Annotated in this window: 12 protein-coding genes; 3 read left to right on the top strand and 9 right to left on the bottom strand. The window is 39.1% G+C overall.

The features are described 5' to 3' along the window. Positions 1–206 precede the first annotated feature (206 nt). Together VF06_RS05410 and VF06_RS05415 are read left to right on the top strand one after the other, a co-directional pair. Complete coding sequence (locus tag VF06_RS05410) at positions 207–1,115, top strand: UbiA family prenyltransferase (RefSeq protein WP_099066141.1); 909 nt, start codon at positions 207–209, stop codon at positions 1,113–1,115. Positions 1,116–1,170: 55 nt separating this feature from the next. Further along, positions 1,171–2,607: an FAD-dependent oxidoreductase gene (locus tag VF06_RS05415; RefSeq protein WP_099066140.1), complete on the top strand. Its 1,437-nt coding sequence runs from the start codon at positions 1,171–1,173 to the stop codon at positions 2,605–2,607. Between the two features lie 229 nt (positions 2,608–2,836). Here VF06_RS05415 and VF06_RS05420 read toward each other — a convergent pair whose 3' ends face one another. The 4 genes from VF06_RS05420 to VF06_RS05435 form a co-directional block, all read right to left on the bottom strand. Further along, positions 2,837–8,575, bottom strand: coding sequence for a trifunctional serine/threonine-protein kinase/ATP-binding protein/sensor histidine kinase (locus tag VF06_RS05420; protein ID WP_099066139.1), 5,739 nt, complete (start codon positions 8,573–8,575; stop codon positions 2,837–2,839). 489 nt (positions 8,576–9,064) lie between these two features. Further along, positions 9,065–9,400: a cytochrome c6 PetJ gene (gene petJ / locus VF06_RS05425; protein WP_099066215.1), complete on the bottom strand. Its 336-nt coding sequence runs from the start codon at positions 9,398–9,400 to the stop codon at positions 9,065–9,067. Between the two features lie 691 nt (positions 9,401–10,091). Next, the gene (locus VF06_RS05430; RefSeq protein WP_180267616.1) at positions 10,092–10,601 is read right to left on the bottom strand and encodes a GNAT family N-acetyltransferase; all 510 of its coding nucleotides are present in this window, start codon (positions 10,599–10,601) and stop codon (positions 10,092–10,094) included. Positions 10,602–10,894: 293 nt separating this feature from the next. Beyond that, complete coding sequence (locus VF06_RS05435) at positions 10,895–12,067, bottom strand: RpoD/SigA family RNA polymerase sigma factor (RefSeq protein WP_099066137.1); 1,173 nt, start codon at positions 12,065–12,067, stop codon at positions 10,895–10,897. A gap of 785 nt (positions 12,068–12,852) precedes the next feature. Here VF06_RS05435 and priA point away from each other — a divergent pair. Beyond that, the gene (gene priA, locus VF06_RS05440; protein ID WP_244918237.1) at positions 12,853–15,654 is read left to right on the top strand and encodes a primosomal protein N'; all 2,802 of its coding nucleotides are present in this window, start codon (positions 12,853–12,855) and stop codon (positions 15,652–15,654) included. A 392-nt stretch (positions 15,655–16,046) separates the two neighbouring features. Here priA and VF06_RS05445 read toward each other — a convergent pair whose 3' ends face one another. From VF06_RS05445 to VF06_RS05465, 5 genes are all read right to left on the bottom strand, one after another. After that, the gene (locus tag VF06_RS05445) at positions 16,047–20,489 is read right to left on the bottom strand and encodes a DUF4347 domain-containing protein (RefSeq protein WP_099073073.1); all 4,443 of its coding nucleotides are present in this window, start codon (positions 20,487–20,489) and stop codon (positions 16,047–16,049) included. Between the two features lie 1,467 nt (positions 20,490–21,956). After that, positions 21,957–22,631 carry a response regulator transcription factor gene (locus VF06_RS05450; RefSeq protein WP_099065751.1) on the bottom strand — a complete coding sequence of 225 codons (675 nt, stop codon included), beginning with the start codon at positions 22,629–22,631 and terminating at the stop codon, positions 21,957–21,959. Positions 22,632–22,750: 119 nt separating this feature from the next. After that, on the bottom strand, positions 22,751–23,848 hold the full coding sequence (locus tag VF06_RS05455; RefSeq protein ID WP_099065752.1) for a sensor histidine kinase: 1,098 nt from the start codon (positions 23,846–23,848) through the stop codon (positions 22,751–22,753). Positions 23,849–24,242: 394 nt separating this feature from the next. Then, positions 24,243–24,530, bottom strand: a complete 288-nt coding sequence (locus VF06_RS05460) for a hypothetical protein (protein WP_099065753.1) — start codon at positions 24,528–24,530, stop codon at positions 24,243–24,245. A gap of 327 nt (positions 24,531–24,857) precedes the next feature. Further along, positions 24,858–25,697, bottom strand: a complete 840-nt coding sequence (locus VF06_RS05465; RefSeq protein ID WP_099065754.1) for a prephenate/arogenate dehydrogenase — start codon at positions 25,695–25,697, stop codon at positions 24,858–24,860. Positions 25,698–25,728 lie beyond the last annotated feature (31 nt).

Genomic DNA, 25,728 nt, shown 5'->3' on the forward strand with positions numbered 1-25,728 from the left:
AGTCCTTACTACGAACCTATCAGAACTAATGGGACAGACTACTAGTATATAGAAGTCAAGAACCTGTCCAAGGAATTTATTAAACTTGGCGCTGACTCGGTGTGCGAAATGATTGGGAAAATTTCTGTTCGTAACTTCAATAGGATAACTGTACTACTAATTTAATTTAACAATTTACTTAAGAATTAGTTAAGGAGCAAAATTCAATGGATGTACAAACGAAAGTTGTATCTGCAAATTTTACAACAAGTTTATACAAAAGCTTGGTTCGGGAATTGCATTTAATTTGGCAATTTACTGGTCGCGATATTTCCAGTACCATCATACCGCCAATACTATTTATATTAGCTGCGGGGCATTATGTACAATCATCTTTTACTGAATTAATTTTCACATTGTTCACTGGCACTTTATTTGTTTGGTTGTACCTTTTTTCTTTTTGCTTATCTAATCAAATAGCTGGTGTTGAAGAGGATCGAATCAATAAGCCAAATCGCCCGTTGGTGACAGGAAAAATCTCACTTCATGGAGCTTTAGTGAGATGGTTTTTGAGTATGGGCATATTTACATTTATAGGCTGGTATTTTGGGGTTTTAGAATGGGCTTTAATCTGCCAGATGGTTGTGGTTTTGCATAATTTTGGCGGTTGGGATAAGCATTGGATTACCAAAAACTTCTTGATTGGATTAGGTACATTCGCGCACTTGGCAGCAGTATGGCAATTGATGACACCAATCACACCGATCGCCTGGCGCTGGCTATTTGTCATGGGTGCTATCTGGAGTACATTAGTCGCCCTTCAGGATCTTCGAGATATAGAAGGGGATTTAGCTGTTAACCGCAGCACATTTCCCATCGCCTTTGGAGAAACAGCAAGCCGATTTATACTAAGTCTGGGCTTTGGATTCCTACCATTTGTTATCCATTTCATATTAATGATGCCCGCGCAAAATACTGCCAGTACTTTGGCGTGTGATATTGTACTAGCAGTATTTAGCTGGTTGATTGCAGCCAGGATTGTATTGAATCGCTCTCCACGAGAAGATCATCAGACTTACATGCTCTTTACTTACTGGTATTGTCTGGTTCTGGCTAGTGCGATCGTTGTTCTTTAACTCAGATAACAAAATTCAGAATTCAGAGACAAACTTTTCTCACAAGGTAAGAAGTATGACTCATTTAGCATCTGTTCGCCATCCGCAACACGCTGTTGTCATTGGGGGAAGTATCGCGGGACTACTAGCGGCGAAAGTACTGACTAAACACTTTCAGCGAGTGACAGTTATTGAACGGGATAACTTTACACAAGAAACAGAACATCGCCACGGTGTACCCCAATCACCTCATGTTCATACCTTGCTCAAGCGTGGTTTGCAATCAGTGGAAGAACTTTTTCCTGGTATAGAGGCTCAATTAGCTGACTCTGGTGCATCCGCCATAGATTGGGGAAATGATTTACCCTGGCTGGGTTTTGGCGGTTGGGCCCCTCGTTTTAAGTCTGATTTAATTACCCACACTTGCAGTCGAAATCTTCTAGAGCAAACTATCCACCATCGATTAGCTGCTGAAAAGAATCTTGTGTTTATGCAAGAAGCACAGGTAGTTTCTTTATTATCTAACTCAGACCGGACTGGTGTTACAGGTTTACGAGTACGCTTTCGCAACCAACCAGAAACAGACTTAACTGCTGATTTAGTCGTAGATGCGAGTGGACGCAATTCATCAGCGCCTCAATGGCTAGAAGCAATGGGTTACACACCACCCCAAGAGACGGTAATCAACTCTTATTTAGGCTATGCCAGCTGTTGGTACGAGCCTCCAAATAATTTGGAATGTGATTGGCAGTGTTTGTATGTAACAGTACAACCACCAAATAACAATCGTGGTGGTGTGATATATAAAGTTGAAGGTAATCGTTGGATTCTCACACTTATAGGTGTAGGTAAAGATTATCCACCCACAGATAAAGATGGCTTTTTAGAGTTTGCCCGTAGCTTGCGATCGCCAGTTATCTATGAAGCTATCAAAAACGCCCAGCCACTCTCATCTATCTATGGTTATCGCCGGACAGAAAATCGCCTACGTCATTATGAAAAACTTAAAAGATTGCCAGAAAACTTTGTATTAGTAGGTGATGCCGTTTGTGCTTTTAATCCAGTTTACGGACAAGGTATGACCGTTGCTGCTTTAGATGCACTGGCTCTAGACCAATGTTTAAATCAACAATTTTCTAACCATCCCGATGGGAATTTAATTGGTTTATCTCGACAGTTTCAAAAACAATTAAACAAAGTAATTGCCGTACCTTGGCTAATGACAACAGGCGAAGATTTACGTTGGCATACCACTGAAGGAGGACAACCAGACTTCATCAGCCGAGTCATGCAGCGTTATCTAGATAGAGTGTTGTTACTACAAAGTGAAAATGCCGAAATTCACAAGACATTTTTAGAAGTAATACACATGCTAAAACCACCTACTGCATTTTTCCACCCCAATATCATCACAAAAGTCTTAAAGCAAGTGATGAATTGGCAAAAGAAAAATGAGCAGTTTACCAATGAACAAGATGTTCCGAAAAAATTGTCTGTGATTACACAAGTATAGAAGGCAGTGGGGAGATAGGGGGATGAGGGAGATGGGGCAGGGGAGAATAATAACCCCCCAGTCACCAGTCACCACCGCCAATGCCCAATGCCCAATCATTAGACTGCTAAGAGAAGTCCGGAAAATGGTAAAGGTTTGGTATTTCCCCTTTCCCCCTTTCCCTTTCCCTTTCCCCTTTCCCCTTTCCCCTTTCCCCTTTTCCCAAAAAAGCACTTTTGTAAGAAGTTTATTACCTTATCGGTATTTCAATTATGAAATCAGTTCCTTTTCCTGGAACAGAATAACAAGTTAATTGACCTTTGTGTTTGTCTACAACAATTTGATAGCTAATTGATAACCCCAAGCCAATACCATTGCCTACGGATTTAGTAGTAAAAAATGGGTCGAAGATTTTTTGTCTGACTTGGCGAGTCATCCCGCAACCGTTATCAGAAATCTGAATCATTAGTTTGTTGGAATTTGTGAGTTGAGTCACGATGTGAATTTGTCGCTGAAATTGCGTTAGCTTTCCCTTAGTGTCTCCTAGAGATGCTTGTGGTAGATATGGTTGGACATTTTCTGTATGATTTCTGTGTTGGTCTAGTAATGATGTATGACTAATGGAAAATAACTCTTCCAAGGCATCAATGGCGTTATTTAAAATATTCATAAATACCTGATTAAGTTGACCTGCATAGCAAGTAATTTCTGGTAAATTTCCGTATTCTTTGATGACTTCAATTTCAGAACGTCCGCTTTTTTCTTTGAGCCGGTGCTGTAAAAGCATTAAAGTACTATCAATGCCTTGATGAATATTTACAGGTTTCATTTCCGATTCGTCTAAGCGAGAAAAATTACGCAATCCCAAAATAATATTGCGGATACGCGAACTTCCCAGTTTCATAGAATCAAGAATTTTTGGTAAATCATCTACCATAAAATCAAGGTCGAAGTTTTCAGTTTTTTGCTTGATTAATGTAGAAGGATTTAAACATTCTTGTTGATAAGTGCTAATTAAATCTAGCAAGTTTTCCATATACTCACTTATATGAGTGATATTTCCATGAATAAAGTTAATAGGGTTATTAATTTCATGTGCGATACCCGCCACCATTTGCCCCAATGAAGACATTTTTTCGCTTTGAATTAATTGAGTTTGGGTACTGTGCAATTCTTGGATAGTTTTTTGTAAACATTGATTTTTGTCGTTTAATTCTTGGGTTCTCTGATTTACCTTTTCCTCTAGGGTTTGGCTATATTTTTCTAAGTTTTTATAGAGGATGGCGTTCTCTAGAGAGATTGCAGCTTGGGTGCTAAGGAGATTAATAATACCGATGCGATCGCGTGTAAATGCTGCCATTGTTAAGTTGTTTTCTAAGTAAAGAATACCGAGCAAATTTCCTTTACTAATTATCGGAATACACAAGATACTCTTTGGTTGTTCTTGAACAATATATGAATCATTTAATAAAAAATTTGCAGTCTTAACATTATCGCTGACGAAAATTTGGTTTGTACGTTTGACGTAATTAATTAAAGTGATGGGAACGTCTCGACTGGAATCTAAATCAATTGCTGGAAAGTGTGTGGAAATACTTCCAGATATTGAACTGCAACCAACTGCGGCTACAGTTAATTTAAATCGATGGCTTTCATTTAAAATCATCGCACACTTGGAAGCTCCGGCATTTTCGATGACAACTGCTATTAATGCAGAAAGCAGTTGTTCAATCTCAATTTTTCTGGAAATTGCTTGAGAAGCTTTAATTACAGATGCTAAATCTAGCATATCTGAAATGCTAGTACTAAAAACTGTTTCATTACTACTAGCAATTGAGTGGGATATGCGGATAGAATTAGTAGTGCGATCGTTGATTTGGATGTTAAGTTTTTCTTGCTGGATAATTTGAGCGAGTAATTGAGAATAACGTTTTTGCAAATCTTCAACTTTCGCTAATGCTCCCCATTTCAGATAGTTATAGTAAGCATCAGTCATATAAGTTTGGGCAATTTTTTGTTTATTTATTCCTAAATAAAATTTAGCTGCAAGTTCTTCGGCTAAAGCTTCTTCATTCAAATATTCATATTCTTTAGCATAGGCAATGGCTTGGTCGTAATCATCCATTGCTTGTAAATATTCACCAACAACTCGATGCCGTTCTGCCTCTACTAAATAAAATTTATGTAAATAATTCATTGGGGCATAATGGGCCCATTGATTCATCTTTTCTTGATTAGCAGCTACTTTTTCGAGATTTTGTTGTTGTTCGATTTCTGAAATTTGAGGATAAATAGCTAATCTCGCTAGTGAATCATAAAAATAAAAAATAGGTACAACTAATTGTCCTATCCCACCATCTAAATATTTCTCTGCTAAAGTAGCATTTTCTACTGCTATAAAATATTGTTCAAATAAATAGCATAGATGTAATTTGCCCAAATATAAATATAAAAGACCTACTCCGTCTTTAGCTTCCAAATGAATAGGCAGCATTATGTTTTCATCGTAGGCTATACCAACTAAAGAGGATGGGTTTTCTGTATTGTGGAGTAAATTTAAAACAATTTGTCTATAAATATTACTCCAATTCAAAGGTCTTTCTTGTTTAATTTGACTAATGGCATGATTGTAATTTTCGATTTCTCCATCTAATTCTGTCAATTGTTTACCAATCCAATATGAAAAGCTAGAATAATACATTAAACAATAAGCTGCAAATTCTAAATCACCGGTTTCTAATCCAGCAGAGTAAGATTCCAGCAGAGGTTTTAATGTTTTTTTAACATGTTTATGCCAAATCTCAATGAGAGAATAAAATCCTTGCATTACTCTGGCTTTTATTTCTTTCGCGCCAGATTGAGCTAATAAGTTTAAAGCTAGCCTACCAAATTGATAACTAGATTCAAAATCTTTGAGGACTCCACAAAGCATTACTGCATAAACAACATAAGCATAAGCCGATAAGGAAGAATTCCCATATTTTATTGATAAATTTATTTGTTTGAGACAAATAAGTAAGAACAATTCAGCCGCAACTTGATAAGCAACTGGAGCGGTACTCGATAATATACGCATAGCTGCTAATAATTCAGGCTGTTTCATTTCCGAAAGGTTAATTAATTCCTGAATTTGCTTTCCAGCTAAATTAGACGTTATTTCTGCCATTGCTAATTGCACATCAAGTTGGTTTGGCTGATGGGGAAATTCTACTCCCAATAACTTTAAAAAGCTTAAGGAAGTATTGACAGATGCTAATGCTTTATTTTGCGCTCCATCAGCTTGAATTTTGATTTCATAAACTTTTACTTTTTCTAGTAATGTTTTTGCTTGTGCTAAGACTACCTGTATTAATTCCTCCATTTTTTGAAAGTTACCACTCAGGTATGCAGCCTCCGCAGCTGTTTCATACAAAGCGATGCTTAGCTCATATTTTGTTTCCCAACAATCATTGGCTAATAGTTCTATTGCAGTACTTAAATACTTAGTTGCAGCAATATAAGCGGTGGAGGCTATAGCTTTACGTCCAGCAACTAGATTCATCTCGGCTAGTTCATCGCGTTGAGTTTTATCTGTGATAATTTCAACTGCAATATTGAATTGATTGACTAACTGAAAAATCTTTTCTTCTCGTTCTACAACTGAAATATTTTTCAAAAGTAGTTGCCCAATTCGTAAATGAATTTGCTTTTTTTGGTCTTGGGGAATGAGAGAATAAGCAGCTTGCTGGACTCGATCGTGTATAAACTTGTATCGAGGCCACAAAGAGGTATTGAGGGGTAAATTTTGCGATTTTTGGCTATCATAATCCACAGAACCGCTGGCATTTTGAAATAATTTATAAGCTTCAGTTTGAGGTAAAACGAGACCTTCATACAAAGCTTTCCATATTTCAGATGCCGTGTCTACCGCAGATTTTTCATTGATGATGGCAAGAGTTTTTAAATCAAATTCATTGCCAATACAAGCTGCAAATTTTAAAACATCCTGTGTCATTTTGGGTAATTTTTCTATTTGCAGCGCCATAAATTCGACGACATCATCCGTGAGAGTTAATATTTGCAATTGGGGAAGATTATATTCCCAACAGGCGAGATTATAATTAAATTTAATAATGTTATCTTTGTGTAAAGACGTGAGAAATTGAATGGCAAAAAAGGGATTACCTTTAGTTTTAGCAAACACCATTTGGGTCAGAGGAATAGCCACATCTTGTTTACAAAATAAAGTATCAGCTATGAGGTCATTTAAATTATTTTGATTTAAAGGCTGGAGAATAATATGATTAATGGTCGCACCTGTTTTTTCAATTTCTTTTATTGTGAAATAAAGCAGATGTGCTTGAGAAACTTCATTATCACGATATGCACCAATCAATAATAAACTACCTTCATTTATCTCTAAGTTTTGGGTGCGATCGCCTGACAAATTTTCGCTCTCAAAGTTAGGAATCAAGATATTTTCTTGACTTTCAAAAGTAGCTAAAAATGATTTTTTATTTTCTACATTATTTTGATTCATTAATAATTGAATAAATTTTAAAGATGTTGTATCTGCCCATTGCAAATCATCTAGAAAGATTACCAAAGGATGTTCTTTACTAAGAAATACCTGAATGAATCTTTTAAATAATAAATTGAAGCGATTTTGGGCAGCATTACCAGAAAGTTCCGCACATTTTGGTTGTTTACCAATAATTTGTTCTAGTACAGGAATTACATCGCTAATTATTTGAGCTTGTTGCCCTAATGCTGCAAGTATCTTCAATTTCCAATGTTGAATTTCTGCTTCAGTTTCTATTAAGATTTGCCTGATTAGTTCGCTAAAAGCTTGTACTAATGCCGATAACGGAATTTCTCTTTGAAACTGGTCAAATTTCCCCTGAATAAAGTAACTACGTTGTCTGACAATGGGTTTATGAACTTCGTTCACTACCGCAGTTTTACCAATACCAGAAAAGCCTGCAACCAAAACCATTTCTGTTTTACCTTGTGTCACACGGTCAAAGGCAGCAAGAAGATTTGCGACTTCTTCTTGACGACCGTAGAGTTTTTCAGGAATCAGAAAACGGTCAGAAATATCTTTAACGGCTAACTCCAAAAATGGAATATTACCAGTTTGTTTCCAGTGCTGATGGCATATTTCTATATCATATTTAAGTCCATAGGTGCTTTGATAGCGGTCTTCAGCATTTTTGGACATTAGTTTCATCACGATATCGCAAAGTACTTCTGGAATTTCCTCATTATTTGTAGATTTTGAATGTTTAATTTTGAATTTGTCTGGTTGTTTGGCAATATGAGCATGGACTAATTCCATTGGGTCATTAGTATTGAACGGTAATTCTCCACTCAGAAGTTCAAAAAATGTCACCCCCAAGGAATAAAAATCGCTACGGTAATCGATACCACGGTTCATTCTTCCAGTTTGTTCGGGGGAAATATAAGCTAATGTTCCTTCTAAAACGTTAGGATTCGTGATAAATTGGACTTCTCTTGGTAGTAAAGTAGCAATGCTGAAGTCAATAAGTTTGATTTCCAGAGTATTGGGATTAATTAGAACATTGGCGGGTTTGATATCTTTGTGAATGATGCGATGGCGATGCAGTTCCTCTAGGATAGATACTATTTGTATCGCAATCTGAAAAAACTCTCCTAAGCTGACAATATTTTTTTCTTTCCTCTTTGTCCAATCTTTAAGGGATATACCGCTAAAGTCTTCCATCACTAAGGCATAGGCATTACGGTAATTTTCTAAATTCAGAGGTTTAACTATGCCCTGCAAATTGAGATTTTTAGTGATTGTATATTGATTGCGAAACTGAGCAATTTCATCGATGGTGGGATACTCATTCCGCATCAATTTGATAACCACTATCTTTTGGTCTTGTTTTCTGACAGCTCGATAAACTAAGGTTTTACTACCTGAATAAATTTGCTCTGTGATGCGATATCCAGACAAGGGAACTATATCATTAGATAGTAGTATCATTGCAGTGCTATTTTTAATATTGTGATTCAGCCTTAGTATTCCCTTTTACCTATTCTTAATATCAGTTATCGTAGATATATATAGGAATCCGCTTTGATATCTGAAATGATTTGCGTAGTCAGGCAAAAAAGTTTCAGAGAATATAGGTGTACGGAGTTGTTTTCACCCAATCAAATAGGAGTCCTATAGTGATAAATTTGCTGAAAACTCAATTCTTTATTTTTCAGAGATTTTACGGAATTAAATGTCAATTGAAGTTGAAATATAGCGTTTCCTAGTCTGCTGAGCTAGAAATCTCTGCGTACTTCTGTGTTGAAAAGTTGAAAAACCCACGCTTGCAAGCGTGGGTTTTCCTGTTCCCTATTCCCTATTCCTTATTCCTTCTGAATTTCAGAGGAATCTACTGTAACAGCAAAACCTGAAATTACGAGCCAGATATCAAAAGTATCTTAACCAGAATTTGATTGCTCAATTCTGATAATTTCAGTACTATTTCCAGCTTTTATCTGCTTGTGAAAGTACATAAGCAGCAACATTTTCAATCTGCTCAGGTTTTAAACGTTTGCCAAAAGCAGGCATGGCACCTTTACCATTTGTAACTTGAGAAATAATCGCCTCTGCTGAGTACAAACCATACTTTTCCAAATCGGCTTTCTTCAAGCTTTTTTCAGCTTTAACTAAATTTTTACCGCCTGCATGACAAGAAGCACAATTACCACTAAATACTTTAGCTCCGCTAGCAGCATCTCCGGCTAAAGCTGGACTACTGAAGGCAAAGGTGAAGATTGCTATGCCTAACAGCATAATTTTAATAATTCTTTTCATTTCGTGTTCCCTCTGCAATAACATTGATTCGTGGAATATAGCGCGTTTCCTAATCTGCTGAGGTACTGAGTACTTTGCTTATCTTGTTGGGCAAACCTGCGGGTAACTCTGGGCTTGACTCTACGCTTGTGGAGCGTTTAAAAACAAAAGTTGATGTACCTCACTTAATTGGGAATCGCTATATCCTTCATAATTGTCAGTTGAGGCGCTGCTATAGTCAAACGACAAGCTGTCAAACTAGCCTTAAAATTTTTGGAATTCAAGATTATTGCCTACTATACCCATTAATCTTTAAATAATATATTTTTCAATTCTACAATATTTCTTAAGTTCAAAAATTAGGCAGTGGTAAGTAGGGAATAAAAAGAAAATATTTTTATATTTAGTAGTAGAATGTTCGTTTTATTTGCATCTTGAAAATAGAGAATAGTGGCCGATAGGGTGTGTTATGTTGTAGGCTAATTTCTTGCAGAATTTGGTCAAAGGGTAAGGGGAAAGGGGGAAAGGTTTGGTATTTTCCCCTTCCCCTTTAAACCCTTCGGGGTTCGCCAGTCGCTCATGGGGGAAACCCCCAAGACCGCGCTGGCTCACCTTTTCCCTTTGACCACAAGAGTCCAAAAAGCACTTTTACAAGAGGTTTAATGTACAATTCAAGTTGACTGTTGACTGTCAACAATCCTAACAGAAGTTTTCACACAGAATTGCTATTATTCACAGTTCCTAACTTGTTGAGTGTATCTTCTGTCACACGACAAATTCGCCAATCATCTAATATAGAAGCTCCCATACTACGATAAAAAGCTTGGGCTGATTCATTCCAATCCAACACACTCCATTCTAAGCGTCCACAATTGCGTTCTACAGCAATCTGGGCTACTTTAGTTAGCAGAGCTTTACCAATACCTTGCCTGCGATATTCTGGTAAAACAAATAAATCTTCTAGATATATTCCTGGCTTAGTTAAAAATGTTGAATAATTATGAAAAAATAGAGCGAAACCAACAGCTTGACCGCTAAATTCTGCTAATATTGCTTCTATATATCTGTGCGAACCAAATAAATGTTCTTTCAGTGCCAGAGCATTACCGGTGACTGCATGAGATAACTTTTCATACTCGGCAAGCCCTTCAATTAATTTAAAGAGTACACTGTAATCAGCTGGCTGGGCAAAACGCACAATCAAATCGCTACTCGAAGTCATGAGTTTATAGTCTATAGTCCATAGTCCATAGTCTATAGTTAACTGTGCAATTTTTGTGGTTAATGATTAAATTCAAGCTGAAAAAGGTACAAAACACCCGGTTTTTGCAGTTGGCGATCGCCCCCCTTCGAGAAATGTTTCGTTATGAGAGATAATAAGGTCAGGTATCATACCAATTTTGGATTTTAGATTTGGGATTTGGAATTTTGGATTAAATGTCTGTAGTAAAGACTGTTCCAATCATCTCTAATTATCCTAATTTGGTATTAAGTCTTGATTTTTCGGTGAAATTTTTAAATTAGCCAACCTTTTAATCGTTTGGCTATGTGGGGACGCCGCAATTTTCGCATGGCTTTACTTTGGATTTGTCGCACTCGTTCGCGGGAAAGATTGAACATATTGCCGACTTCTTCCAAGGTACAGGGTTCGCTAGTTGTTAAACCATACCGCAAAGAAATGACATCTTTCTCCCGTGGAGTTAACACGTCACCCAATACTTCCCAAATCTCCTGACGCATCATGTTTTCATTCATTTTTGCTTCTGGAGATAAGTTATCTTCATCTTCTAATAAATCCATTAATTCCGTGTCTTCTTCTTTACCAACACGGTGATTTAAAGAAAGTGCTTGACGGCGTAATTGTTGCAATTGACGTAGTTGTTGGACGCTAATTTCCAACGCTTCTGCCATTTCCACTTCCGAAGGATTACGACAGAGTTTTTGTTTGAGTTCTCGTTGCGCTTTTTTAAGTTTATTAAGTTTTTCAACAATATGAATTGGTAAGCGGATTGTTCGCGCATCATTAGCGATCGCTCTTGTAATCGCTTGTCTAATCCACCAATAAGCGTAGGTAGAAAACTTGTATCCTTTATCTGGATCGAACTTTTCTGTAGCGCGATTTAAACCCATTGCTCCTTCTTGAATTAAATCCAGAAAAGGTACTCCCCGATTTAAATATCGCTTGGCAATAGATACTACTAATCTGAGATTGGAGCGAATCATTTTACGTTTCGCTACCCTACCTTGATACAAGCGACTTTCTAATTGTTTTTCTGTCATTTCTAGCTCAGAAGCTACTTCTAATTTGCTAGGTTCATGTCCGAGTTTTGAGAGCAAAGTCGCTTGTAATTCCCGAATTTCTTCTAGAAATCTCACCCGCCGTGCTAACTCCACTTCTTCATCTGGTTTTAGCAGTGGATAACGCGCCATTTCTTTAAAAAAAGCGCCTACAGCATCATCATGTTCGGTCTTATTGTATCCCGAAGGACGAGCCGCAGCCATTTCATCTCCATCCCGTTCCTCCGATTCCAGATTTTCTACTAAAATGGGAGGTTCTTCATCAGCTACTGCATCTAAATTCTCCAGCAATAGTTCTTCAGTTTCAGCAGTATTCTCCAGTATTTCCATTTTTCCCAATTCAACAATATTCATAGTTTCCTTTAGGGATTGTTGCTTTGTTTGGTACATAATTTACTTATGGCTACTAGTTTTAGGCTTGGTAGTTTTCCCTAAGGGACGAATGCACCCGTTTATATAGCCAAAATACAAGCTTATGCTAATTTTCTTCAGGAATAAAAACTGCTATGTACCTACTAACTCAAGGTTATCCTTAGATACAAGCAATAACTTAATTGACCTTCGCACCCAACAAAACTGAATTTTCAGGTTGACAAGAGATATCTTCTTTATTTTTTTCTTAATTACCAAATATGTCAAACCCCCTCAAACTTTCTCAACTTAAACAAATATAAAAATCTCCGCTAACTATCCAGATTTCTTAAATCTTCATATATTTTTCTAAATATTTTTAATGTCTAGGTAGCGTAAATCACTGGATAAAATGAAAACCTGGTGTTGGGGTTATGCATTCCCGATGGCAAGTTACCCTGATAATACTAATTACAATGATGGGAGCCTAATTTCGGGATATTCTTATTTGTATAAAAGCATCTCATAAGCATAAAGGGTTGAATATCTATCAATAGGCGGAAAAAGGCTACTCCCTATTTAGTAGATAGACCCAATGAATTACAGCAATAGCGAAAATGCTTTTATTTCTATAGAGAACCCCAATATTTATTGCATGTAAAGTTGATACGAATTTGTCTAGCAGATTACATAAGAGGAAACTTATCAAGTATTATGAACAATAACAGTATTCAGAAATACCATTTATGCTTGAGAAAATAAAAAATACGGTCGAGTTAGCAGCAGCCAATTGAGTAAAATATCTAACTATTAAGTAAGCAACTATGTATATTAATGACCTAAATTTATCTCCATTAGTGGTAGCAGAACCAGGAGAATCTTATCAGCCAAGTGCAACTCTTAATCGTTGGGTTGAAGTACTGGTGGACTGTCCAGGAACAGCAACAGAAGTAGAAAAAGGGGCAAATATTTACATTTATCGACTGCCAAGCGGGTTAGAAGTAAAACCTGGAGATATTTTGAATGTACCATTTGGCGCACAACATCTCACGGGAGTAGCCATTAGATTGCTTTTCAAACCTCCAGCAGACTTACCGCTAGAAAAAATTCGGGATGTGGAAGATGTGATTCAAAAGAATTTTTTCCGGGATAGTTACTGGACTTTAATGGAACGGATATCGCAGTATTACTACACACAAATAATTCAGGTAATACGTACAGCATTACCACCAGGATTATTGGGGCGATCGCAACGTCGCATCCGTTTAACCGTAGCTGGTGCAGCAGTGTCTACTAACACTAATATTAATGCTTTATTAAACACACCTTTGATGCGTGTTGTTCGCGAATCTTATTCTTGGTTAATTAAATTTTATATATTTAATACCATCGAAAATAATTATTTGATTAAAATTCTAGCTTTATTAAATTTTCAAAGTTTAGTAGCCAAAGTCAACAATAAAGACGCTCACAAAATTCTGCAACTCCTACAGCAACAATCAGACGGAGATTATAGTTTTCGCTACTTACAGAATCAAGTCCCACGAGCTTACCAAGCAGTGCGCGAACTATTGCGACGGGGTTTAGTAGAAAGTTACTTAGAACCGCCCCAACTCACTAAACCGAAATTTGAAAAAGCAGTGACACTGGTAACCAGTACACTGGAACCTGACTTAACAACTCGCCAACGAGAAATATTAGAAGTGCTGCGGCGTCGTGGAGGAGAGTTATGGCAAAGTGAATTATTGCAAATTTGCAATGCTAGTTCTTCTATTATGAAGACATTAGTACAAAAAGGTTGTATCGTCATTGAAGAACGGGAAGTATTGCGAACAGAACAAAGCCCGTCCTTAGCTCAAGACCGACCAAAGACATTAAATGCAGCCCAAACCAGTGCCCTAGAAACAATTCAGACATTAAATGGATTTGCTCAAGTTTTATTGCACGGCGTCACAGGTTCCGGGAAAACCGAAGTATATTTGCAAGCGATCGCTCCTCTGCTGCAAATTGGCAAATCTGCTCTGGTTTTAGTCCCAGAAATTGGACTTACACCCCAACTCACCGACCGTTTTCGCGCCCGCTTCGGCAATAAAGTCCGCGTCTATCACAGCGCCCTTTCAGAAGGCGAACGCTACGACACCTGGCGACAAATGCTTCTAGGAGAACCGCAAGTTGTAATTGGCACCCGCAGCGCCATTTTTGCGCCTTTACCCAACTTGGGTTTAATCATATTAGATGAAGAACACGACAGCAGCTTCAAACAAGACTCACCCATCCCCACCTACCACGCCCGCACCGTCGCCCAATGGCGAGCCGAATTAGAAAACTGTCCCCTAATTTTAGGTTCCGCCACCCCTTCGTTGGAAAGTTGGCTGAGTGTGAAGGAAGAAGACGCGGGGACAGGGAGACGCTCTGACGCGGGGAAAGAGGGACACGAAGACACAGAGAATTTATCACAAACACTCTCCGCGTCAGAGCGTCCCCCCCTCCCCGCGTCCCCTTCCCTCTCCGCGTCAGAGCGTCCCCCCTTCCCTGCGTCCTCCTACTACCTCTCTCTCCCCCAACGCATCAACTCCCGCCCACTACCGCCAGTAGAAATCGTAGATATGCGGGAAGAATTGCAGCAGGGAAATCGTTCTATATTTAGTAGATCCTTGCAAGAAGCTTTGCAACAGCTAAAAGAAAGACAGCAGCAAGGAATTTTATTTATTCATCGCCGGGGACACAGTACTTTTGTTTCTTGTCGCAGCTGTGGCTATGTGCTGGAGTGTCCCTATTGTGACGTATCCCTGGCCTATCACCACACCGAAGAAGGAGCGCCAGAATTGTTGCGGTGTCATTACTGTAACTATACGCGATCGCATCCTAAATTCTGCCCCGATTGCAGTTCCCCTTACCTGAAATTCTTTGGTAGCGGGACTCAGCGAATTACTCAGGAACTAACGCGACAGTTTCCCCAATTGCGTTTAATTCGCTTTGATAGCGATACCACCCGCAACAAAGGCGCACACCGTACATTACTTACGCAGTTTGCCAACGGTGAAGCCGATTTATTAGTGGGTACGCAAATGCTCACCAAAGGTTTAGATTTACCGCAGGTGACACTTGTGGGAGTTGTGGCCGCCGATGGGTTGCTGCATTTATCAGACTATCGCGCCAGCGAACGCGCATTTCAAACCTTGACTCAAGTAGCCGGACGTGCTGGCAGAGGAGACGATCCGGGTAGGGTTATTATACAAACTTATACCTCAGAACATCCAGTAATTGAAGCAGTGCGATCGCACGATTATCACTCTTTTTCTCAGGCAGAATTAGAACAACGCCAAGCCTTGAATTATCCCCCCTACGGAAGGTTAATTTTATTGCGCTTAAGCAGTCTCGATGCTGTGCAAGTGCAGAACACAGCCCAAATCATTGCCACAGCTTTAAGCGCCAACGAGGAATTAGAGATATTGGGGCCAGCACCAGCGGCTATTTTACGAGTAGCGAATCGTTATCGTTGGCAAATATTGATTAAATTTGCTCCTGAGGAATTACCGCAACTACCAGACTGGGAACAAGTGCGATCGCTTTGCCCTCAATCTGTTAGTTTGACAATAGATGTAGACCCATTAAATATTATGTGATTTCATCCAAATTCAAAATTGGTATTCGCGGTTGTTGGAAAAGCGTCATTCTTATCCTAAGTATTTGGGCGAACCTGAGATTACTCACCAAGCGATTGGAAATCGCGGCTACACAGAGGAAACCCACCTACGTGGGTTTTAAAACCTTGATTTTGTGTTACATCATGTCCGCTTGATTACTTATTAAACCCCAAGAACCCCAAAGAGCCAAAGCTACGCTTTGTCTCCCCTCCCCGCTCGCGGGGAGGGGTTGGGGTGCAATGACTTTGGGAATCATAACTAATTATCCGGATATGATATTATACCAATTCACCAAAATATTGATACTTGTACGGGCGAACGGCTGTTCGCCCCTACGCTTACTATTCGCCCAATACTTTTTAAACATCCTATTAGTAAGTAATAAAATGACTAGAGTTTAAAGTCGATGCTGTAATTCCAGTTAACAAAGCAAAATTTACATTCCCAATCTTAATTAAAGTATCATTGTTGCTTTGAGTAATGGACAAATTTGCATARCTAATACCACCTGATAAACCAATCAAATCTTCATTAATGTTGAAATCTTTGATTGTATCTCTACCTTGATTTGGCGCAAGCACAAAAATATCATTACCCGCACCACCTGTGAGATTATCAGTACCCAAACCGCCGTAAAGTTCATCGTTTCCGCCACCAGCAACAATGGTGTCATTACTAGCAAAGCCAAAAATCAAATCGTCTGAGCTAGTTCCCTGTAAGTTATCAGCTGAAGCTGAACCTGTGATAATACTATTAACTTGATTGCCACTTTTAATATTGACAACATCAACATCGTCAGCATTTAAATTGTTATATTTAGCATCACTACTAACGGCTTTGGCAGTAATAATTTGGTAAGTAGTATTACCATCTGCAATGCCATCATTAACACCTGTAACTGTGATGGTTTGGGGTGTATTCCAGTTAGCAGCAGTAAATGTGACGCTAGTAGCTGAAATAGTGCCTTCATTTACATTGGAACTACTCAAATTTATCGTGACATCAGCAGTGGGTTGGGTATCGAGTTGAATAGTAAAGTTAGCACTGCCACCAGCTTCGGTAGTTACAAGTGCATTCACAGGAGAGATTGTAATACCTGGTGTATCGTTGTCAGTGATAGTACCATTGGCTTGGGGATCGGCAATGGTGGCATTGATGGAATTGGTAAGATTGACAAAAAAGCGATCGCTTGATTCAGCAACAAAATCATTAAGAATCGGTATTGCGATGGTTTGAGTGGTAACTCCAGGATTGAAGGTTAGGGTTCCTGTGGCTGGGGTGTAATCAACGTTAGCGATCGCAGTATCATTACTAGTGTTGTAATCCACTGTAATAACATCACTGCTGGCATTGGAGAGTTTAACAGTAAACACAAGATTGCCGCTATCTTCCTTGCCACTTTTATCTGCAATGGAGATGCTGGGTTGGATGTCATCGTTAATGATGGTAACTGTGGCTGGGGCGATGACACTGATTTGGTTGAGTTGGCTAAGGGTGAGATTAATGGTTTCGTCAGCTTCAGTGACCTTATCCCCCACAACATTTAATGTAATGGTCTTTGTTGTTTCTCCAGCAGCGAATTTTATCATCCCAGATGAACTAGCTGTAACACCTGCAACTTTAATAGTCTTGTAATCGGTGTTAAAAGTAGCTGTGCCATTGAAGGCATAATTGATGTTAGTGGCAACAGCAGTATCACCACTGCGGGTAACTGTGAAACCGATGGTTTGCGTACCGCTATTACCTTCAGTCACAGTTGGGGTAGCAGTTGAAATTGTGTAATTTACATTGGGAGCAAAGTTAGTACTTCCTATATGATTTAACGGTTGACTAGCAAAGCTTTCTGGTGATGTGTTACTAGCATTTCCTAATGATAAATTTGGTGCAGTGCCAGTAATTAAACTTGCCACCCAATCTAACGCTGTTGCACCCGTGGTATTACCAGAACGCCCTACATACCCAGCTGTAAATGAAGTGTCAACAACTGCGGCATTCGTTGGAACTGAACCGACAGAATTTTTTCTAAATACAATGGAACCGTATGCTATATCTGTAGTTCCCCCATCTAAAACCGCAACGGAATCCAGCACTGTCCAATTTGAGTAAATCGCACCATCAGCAATACCATCGTCATTGGAGTCAATATCATTGCTCAAGGTGGGTGCAGTATCAGTTTCAATGAGAAAAAAGCTAACAGACCCACTTTCAATGTCGTTTGCACCTTGATGCCCAATTGAACTTGAAGCCCCACTTCCCCATCCAGTTCCAGTTTCAGTATTAGTAAACACATTGGCATTGGGGTTCACTGTATAACTATTACCTTTTTGCAAAAGAACCAGCAACCCATTGATACCAAACTGCTTACCAGACAAATCAAAAATATCTTGAACAACACCAGGGTTAGTAGCAGAATCCCCTTCAATGCCTACTAAATAAGTTCCGGGTGGTAGAATTGCTGCGGGAGTTCCCCGCAGTTCGATATATTCTTTTGGGCTATCTGTACTGGGGGGGTCAAATAGAATTTCGTTGATTATTGTCGGAACGAAGAAATCATCAGTAACGATGTTTACTTCGGCTGAAGTGGTGGTAATTGTGGAACTTTCCGGCGCAGTTGTCAGGTTGGGATTACTGAGAGTAACAATAATGTTTTCATCAAGTTCAACTGTATAGTCACCCAAAACATCCACTGTAATGGTCTTTGTTGTTTCCCCTGCTGCAAAGTTTAAAGTCCCTGATGCAGCATTTCCTCCATTTGTAACTTGAATGTTGTTATAGTCACTGTCTAAAACTGCTGTACCACCCAAGGCATAATCCACTGTACTGGCCACGTCAGTACCACCACTGCGGGTGATGGTAAAGGTAACAGATTGAGTGCCGCTATTACCTTCGGTTAAAGTCGGGGTGGTGGTGGAAATTTCGTATTCAATGGCATCGTTAGCAGCAATATTCAGAGTAGTTTCAGTTATTGTCCCAGGAACACCTTCTGTAAGCGTACCGAAGTTGAGTACAATCGTTTCGGCATTTTCAGGTAAATCATCTGGTTGAATGGTGAAAGTTATCAGTTTGGTTAAATTTGAACCTGCTGCCCCAGCATTAAAAGTAACGCTAGCGGGGGAAAAGGTATAATCGTCGCCATTGGTTGCAGTACTAATGTTGTTCACAATAATGGGAACTGTGACATCAGCATTGGGAGTTACATCTAAAGTAACAGCAATGGTTACCTCAATAGCAGTACTATCTTCTGTAGTGTTATAAGTAGCAGCACCAAAGTTAACTTTTGGGGTTACAGTATCATTGACTAGGGTTGAAATGTTATTGGACGTTGAATTAGTTACTACTAAATCCAAGTCATTGTCTTTGTCAAAGTCACCCACTGCAATGGAAGTGGGATTACTGGCTACACTAAAGTTACTTGCACTACCAAAACCACCACTACCATTGCCTAATAATACTGAAACGTTGCTGGAGGAATTGTTAGTCACTGCTAAATCAGAATTGCCGTCATTGTTGAAGTCCCCCACTACCACCGCAACAGGATTGCTTCCCACAGTCAAATTGCTGGCAGCCCCAAAGCTACCGCTACCATTGCCCAACAACACTGAAATATTGTTGGAACCATAATTAGCCACTGCTAAGTCAGAGTTACCGTCTTGGTTAAAGTCTCCCACTGTCAAAGAATAGGGGTTATTTCCCACAGTGAAATTACTCGCAGCCCCAAAGCTACCAGCTCCATTGCCTAACAATACTGAAACTGTGTTGGAGCCATAGTTAGCCACTGCTAAGTCTAACTTCTGGTCATTGTTGAAGTCTGCTACTGTCACCGAATAAGGATTGTTTCCCACAATGAAACTAGCAGAAATTCCAAAACCGCCATTACCATTGCCTAACAATACTGAAACTGTGTTGGAACCAGAGTTAGTTACTACTAAGTCCAAGTTCTGGTCTTTATTGAAGTCCGCCACTGTGACGGAATGAGGATTTTTTCCGACATTAAAGTTTTTGGCAGTTCCAAAATCACCATTCCCATCACCCAACAACAATGAAACTGTGTCGGAGCCATAGTTAGCCACTGCTAAGTCTAACTTCTGGTCATTATTGAAATCTCCCACTGTTATGGAAACGGGATTATTTCCCACATTCAAGTTTTTGACAGTGCCAAAACCACCATTACCATCACCCAACAACAGTGAAATATTGTTCGAGCCATAATTAGCCACTGCTAAGTCCAAGTTTTGGTCATTATCAAAGTTCCCCACTGTTACAGAACGGGCATCACTTCCCACACCAGTGTTGCTAGGACTTGCAAAAGATAAGGCTAAAATTGAGCCATAAGCTATTTTTACCTCTGGAGTCAAGGCTAAATCTGACTCAATGGAACCAATCTTCACTTCTAAATCCCAGTCACCCCCAAATTCGGCATTACCAGTGATGTCATTAGAAGCCGCCACATCTGCGCCTGTGATTTGGCTCAATTGTTGTACAAAAGCTAAATCAAAAGATGCCACACTGCAACCGTAAAGTAGAATGTCAGCATCATCAGTTAAATAATTTCTCCATTGTTGTAGTAGATTGCCGTAGGAGTTCAAATTGTCGGCATTGAGTTGAGTTGCTGCTAATTGTAAACTGCCTGCACTGCCGTGGGAAATAATTTGAACTGATTGGTATTTTCCACCTTGCAAGGCTTGAGTAATTTGTTCTACCCCATCTTGATTTGAGTCAAGGATTACTACATTAGTCTCTGGTTGAATGCCCGCAATCAAGGTTTGATAGTCGATAACTGCTTCATCAATAAAAATGATATTTTGATTTGGCATGTGTAATTCCTCTGTAAAGTTCCTTGGGATTTTATAAGTTTTGTAATTCTTGTTAGACAATAAAACTTGGGAACTGGAAATTTATAACTTTAGTCAGGCAACACTAAAGAGGAAGCAAATGCCGAGACATACGCTTCCAAAGATAAATAAAATAATTAACTCATTCCCCGGCTTTACGCGGCTAGGATTTCGAGTCATTAGTCATTAGTAGTTATACGCGATTTTTTTGTGCTTAGTAATACTAATAACTATTGACCAATGACTAAGATGGCGAAGGGCAATTTATCCCATCCCTAGAAAGAATGGGCTTTCTCGCCGTCTTTCGTAATCTCACCTCTTTTTACAGGGGTAAAACAAAAAATCTGATATAGTAACTCAGGACAAAATTATGCTAAAAAAATAATAATTACTACAGTATTATTACTGTAATAAGTAGGATGCGCTCCAAGTTGTATTAATGTATTAAAAATCAAAGGCTTGGCTGTAATCATTGATGAATGTGGGAATTGACAGTCAACAGTCAATAATTACCACGAGTAGTTATACTTTTTTAGCGTGTATTAGCTGATATCAATAATTAATACAATTGGCATAATAAAAAAAAGTAAGTAGAACATGGTAAATAATTAAAGGGTTATCGTGAGAACTAAAGTTCTGAAAAAAGGACTAAAGTCCTGACTACAAACTGAATTTTATGATTTTTACATTACTAAATATAGTTTGGTTTTTTCACGCCGACTTATTTAAATCGGAACAATTTATTTTTTAGAGTTCCCTTACTACAAAGTTTTATAATTTCAAACCATATTTTTTATGCCAATTTGGTATTACTAGGGAAGGAGAAAAATCAAAGCCCCTCCTTGAAAATGGAGAGGTTTTACAAATCGCGTGAAAAGTCATACCAATTCTGTATGAAGATGCGCCAAATTATATGAAAAACGTAGGTGTCTTGCGGCAAGACAGAAAGGGCGCATAGGCTTCTGATACCGTTTCTTTATGAGGCTGCGCTAAATATTAGATTTTTTAACGCAAAGATACGCTGAGGTTAGCGCAAAGGGGCGCTGAGGTTAATTGACTACATTCCAAAATAATTAGGCGCATCTTCATAGAGAATTGGTATGAGGGGTAGGAAATAAACAAAGAAGAAGCCAAGAAAATTTCGTGCAGCTTTACAAAGAAATGGTATCAGTACACTCTAGGAAAACTAGGCCATATTTGATAGTTATAACTTTTAGTCAAATAATTTATACAATAAAAGTCAAAATCACTAACCGTATTTATACTTAAATAAATTTACATAAATTCATACGAATCTTATATCAAGATAGGATTTACGTTTGATGTGAATTATCCAAATCAACGAAATATCAATAATTATTCGTCCTGTAGAGTAGATACGTTGCAATGCAAGGTCTCTACAACGATAAATCAGGGGTTTTAGCGTCTAATCGATAGAATGCGTGATTTTTATTGTTCGATCAATAATTCTGGTGCTACCAATCCTTTTTGGATAGCCAATACTGCGGCTTGAGTGCGATCGCGTACTTCTAGTTTCTGTAAAATTGCATGGACATGAACCCGCACTGTACCAGGGGCGATGTAGAGAACTTCTGCAATTTCTTGATTGCTTTTGCCAGCTGCTACCAATGCTAAAATTTCTTGTTCGCGCTTTGTTAAAGGATTTTCTAAGGTTTCTGGAGTTTTTGTTGCTATTGGTGTTGTAGTACCTTCAAAAGCTGCCCTAATTTCTGTTGTTGCCGTTTGATCCCACCAAGAAGCCCCGGCTGCAACCGATCGCACTGCTAAAATTAGAGACTCAGCGGGAATACCTTTGAGGCAGTAACCTTGTGCCCCAGCAGCAATTAACCGCGAAACTAGCGGTTTTTCCGAACGAGACGTTAAAACGAGAACTGGTAAATTTGGGTGCTTCTGCTTGATTTGACGACAAGCCTCAATCCCGCCAATTCCCGGTAAACCGATATCCAGCAAAACCAAATCTAGAGGATATTGATTGGCTAATTCTACAGCTTGTTCTCCGTCTTCAGCCTCTGCAACAATCTCCAAAGTAGTCTCTTGTTGCAACCGCATTCGCAGACCAAGCCGAAATAATTCATCATCTTCAACAAGTAAGATTTTTGTCATTTTTTATTAGGCATTGGGCAAACAGGATATGGGGAAAGGGAAAGGGGTAAGGGGAAAAAGGGAAGATTAAATTTATTCCTTTTCCCCTACCCCCCCATCTCCCCATCTCCCCATCCCCCTCATCTCCCCGGTGGCGGACAAGCAGGTAGCCGGAAACCCAACACAGCGCCTCGTGGCCATCGATTTTCTGCCCAAATTGTACCTCCATGAGCTGTAATAATTTGTCTGGTTAAATAAAGCCCTAGTCCCGAACCAGAGACGTGGCGATCGCTATGTCCTTGATAAAATCTCTCAAATAAGTGGGGTAGTTCTTCTTCTGTAAAACCGGAACCAGTGTCGAGGATTTTGACCACTTGCTCGCTAGAATAACTTTCAAATACTACTTCCACTTTACCGCCACGGGGAGTATGGTTAATGCCATTACTCAATAAATTGGTAAAAACTCGTCCCAATTGCAATGAATCACCATTTACCCAAAGAAAGCTGCGAAAATCTGATTCGCCATAGTGCAGAGAAATATAAACCTGACGCGTTTTTGCTAGTTCCATCAGGGTGGCTATTACTTCTTCAGCCACAGTTACTAAGTTAATAGCCGATTTGTGTAATTTCAATCCTTCGGCATCATTGCGATAAACATCTAAAAGAGTTTGGACTAATTGCAGTGTACTGCGATGACTGCGAGCCATTGTTTGCAAGACTTTTGCTTGCATTGGGGTCACTTGACCAAATTGCTCGTTTTGAAAATATTGCAGCGTTTCAATTGCTCCAAGTAAAGGAGTTTTCAAGTCATGAGTGAGGGTAGAAATAAAATCTTCACGCATTGCAGCTAGTTGTTCTTGGGAGCGTAATTGTGCTTGAGTGTGAGCGATCGCTTCTTCATTACGACGGTTGCGTTCGCTTAAAATGGCAGTTACCACTAACGCCAATACTGCAATTAACCTATTTGCCAAGGTTGGAAGATTGATGATTTCTTTTCCTGGTACAAATAAATTTAATAATGTTAATCCTGTAGCTGCAATGGTGACTCCAATAAATGCTCTGCGATTTAATCGATAATCTGCTAATAAAATAGTCGCTGTATAGAGGTAGCCGAATACATATTCTGGTGGTGTAATGTATTCTAAAATTATCACTACTGTAAAAGCTAACCCTATTAGAAAATATGTCTTACCACTTTCTTTCAGTGCTTTTTTTATAGCCAATATTTGACTGGTCATAGTTATTCTTCATAGTCATAATTATTCAATATTATCTATATTTTTTTATGTAAATTTATAGCAAATGACTGGTGACTGGGTGAAACTTGTTTTTGTATCTAAGTTTTATTCCACTTACTAAATTGCACGGTCATATAGTAGATTTGACTAATGAACATATTTGTGTGGTGCGCGTTCGCGCAGCGCAAGCGCGATAGGGAGGGAACTCTTAACAGGAAGAAAGGAATTTCGGGGTGTACTGAGTTTTTTCACCAAATCAAATATGAGTCCTATATCAGGTTTATTGATTGTTGAGGGTTAGCTGTCAACAGTCAACAGTCAACAGTCAACAGTTAACCGTCAACCATCAACAGCTAACACGAACAGATTTGCAAATTAAATGCCTAACACATTGTTAATCTTCAGACTGCTCGGAGTTTGGCTCAGCTTCAGTTTCAACTTCTTTTTCAACTTTAGTTGGAGGTTTAACGGGTTTTGGGCCACGCATGAGTGCAGGATTAACAGGGGGCTTGTTTTCATCTGCAAAGGAGCGTTTTTTTCCTTTGCCAGAGGAACGATTACGATCTGGTTTTGAGCTTTTGGGATTAGATTCCACAGGAGGTGTGGAGTCCAAATTTTCCGAATTATTCTCAGTATTTGCTTGAGACTGACGTTCTGATTTTTTGATTGGGCGTTCTACCATTGTTTATTTGGATAAAGTTACAAACTTTTGAGAGTAGTGAACAGCCAAGAGAAAACAGGAAACAGCTATGGAAAACTTTAATTTTAGCTATAAATCATAGTTTCAAAAAATGTTTTTCCAGAGGATAGCGCTTTATAAAAACGGCGTATTTATTTAATCCAATAGCACGTTTTTGGGGTTTGGTTTCTCTGTTCTCCGTTGTCTGTTAACCGTTGCCTGTGAAAGAATTAATCAACTAACTGAAAAAGCATTCACAACAAATCCGCAATAAATTTACTAAATGTAGTAATGAGTGCGTTATTAATAGCGTAACGTACTCTATTACCACTACTCAACAAAATTAGGTCGTGCCTGTTGGGTTGATTTCAACTTTGACTCTAAAACTGCCCAATTCTCCTGCTCGATTAAGTTAGTCAACTCATCGAGATTTTGGCGATACTGGCGCAGTGACAAGAGCAACGCTTGGCGATTATACCGCGCCATCATAATCCCCAACTCTGGATTACCGCCACCTACACGGCTGGTATCCCGAAAACCAGAACTGGCTAGCTTTTGGGCTAATTGTAAAACCTCTGGGTCAGTTTCACTCAAACAAGCAGCAATTAAGGAGGCGCTAACCATTACAGGTAAATGAGAAATCCAACTCACAGCCCGGTCATGTTGTTCTGGTTGACAGTGGTAGATATTAGCACCTAGCGATCGCACAATTTCTTCGACAATTGTAATTGCAGTGATTGGTGTTGTGGTCAGGGGTGTGAGTACATAAGGTTTATCGACAAATAAATGCCTTTGTGCGGCTTCTATGCCACTGTCTGCTGTTCCCGCCATTGGATGACCGCCGATAAAATTATCCCAAAGATGAGAAATAGCTTGGACTATTTCTGCTTTGGCCGAACCCACATCGGTGACAACTGTAGTGGGAGACAAATAAGGAATTAATTGTACAAATTGGGGCACAATTAGGGCTAAAGGCGTACAAATAAATACAACTTCTGCGGTTGTTAACAGGCTCAAATCTACCGATGCTTCATCGGCGCAGCCAAGGGCTACTGCCTTTTGGCAGGTGGATTCGCGACGGCTCACTCCCAAGATATGATGTCCTTGCGATCGCAAATCAAAACCCAAAGATCCGCCAATCAATCCCAGTCCTAAAATTCCAATATTCATTCTTTAAATTTTGACATTTCATTTTTTCCGA

This window comes from Nostoc linckia z4, from assembly GCF_002608075.1.
GTDB classification, from domain to species: Bacteria; Cyanobacteriota; Cyanobacteriia; order Cyanobacteriales; family Nostocaceae; genus Nostoc; species Nostoc linckia.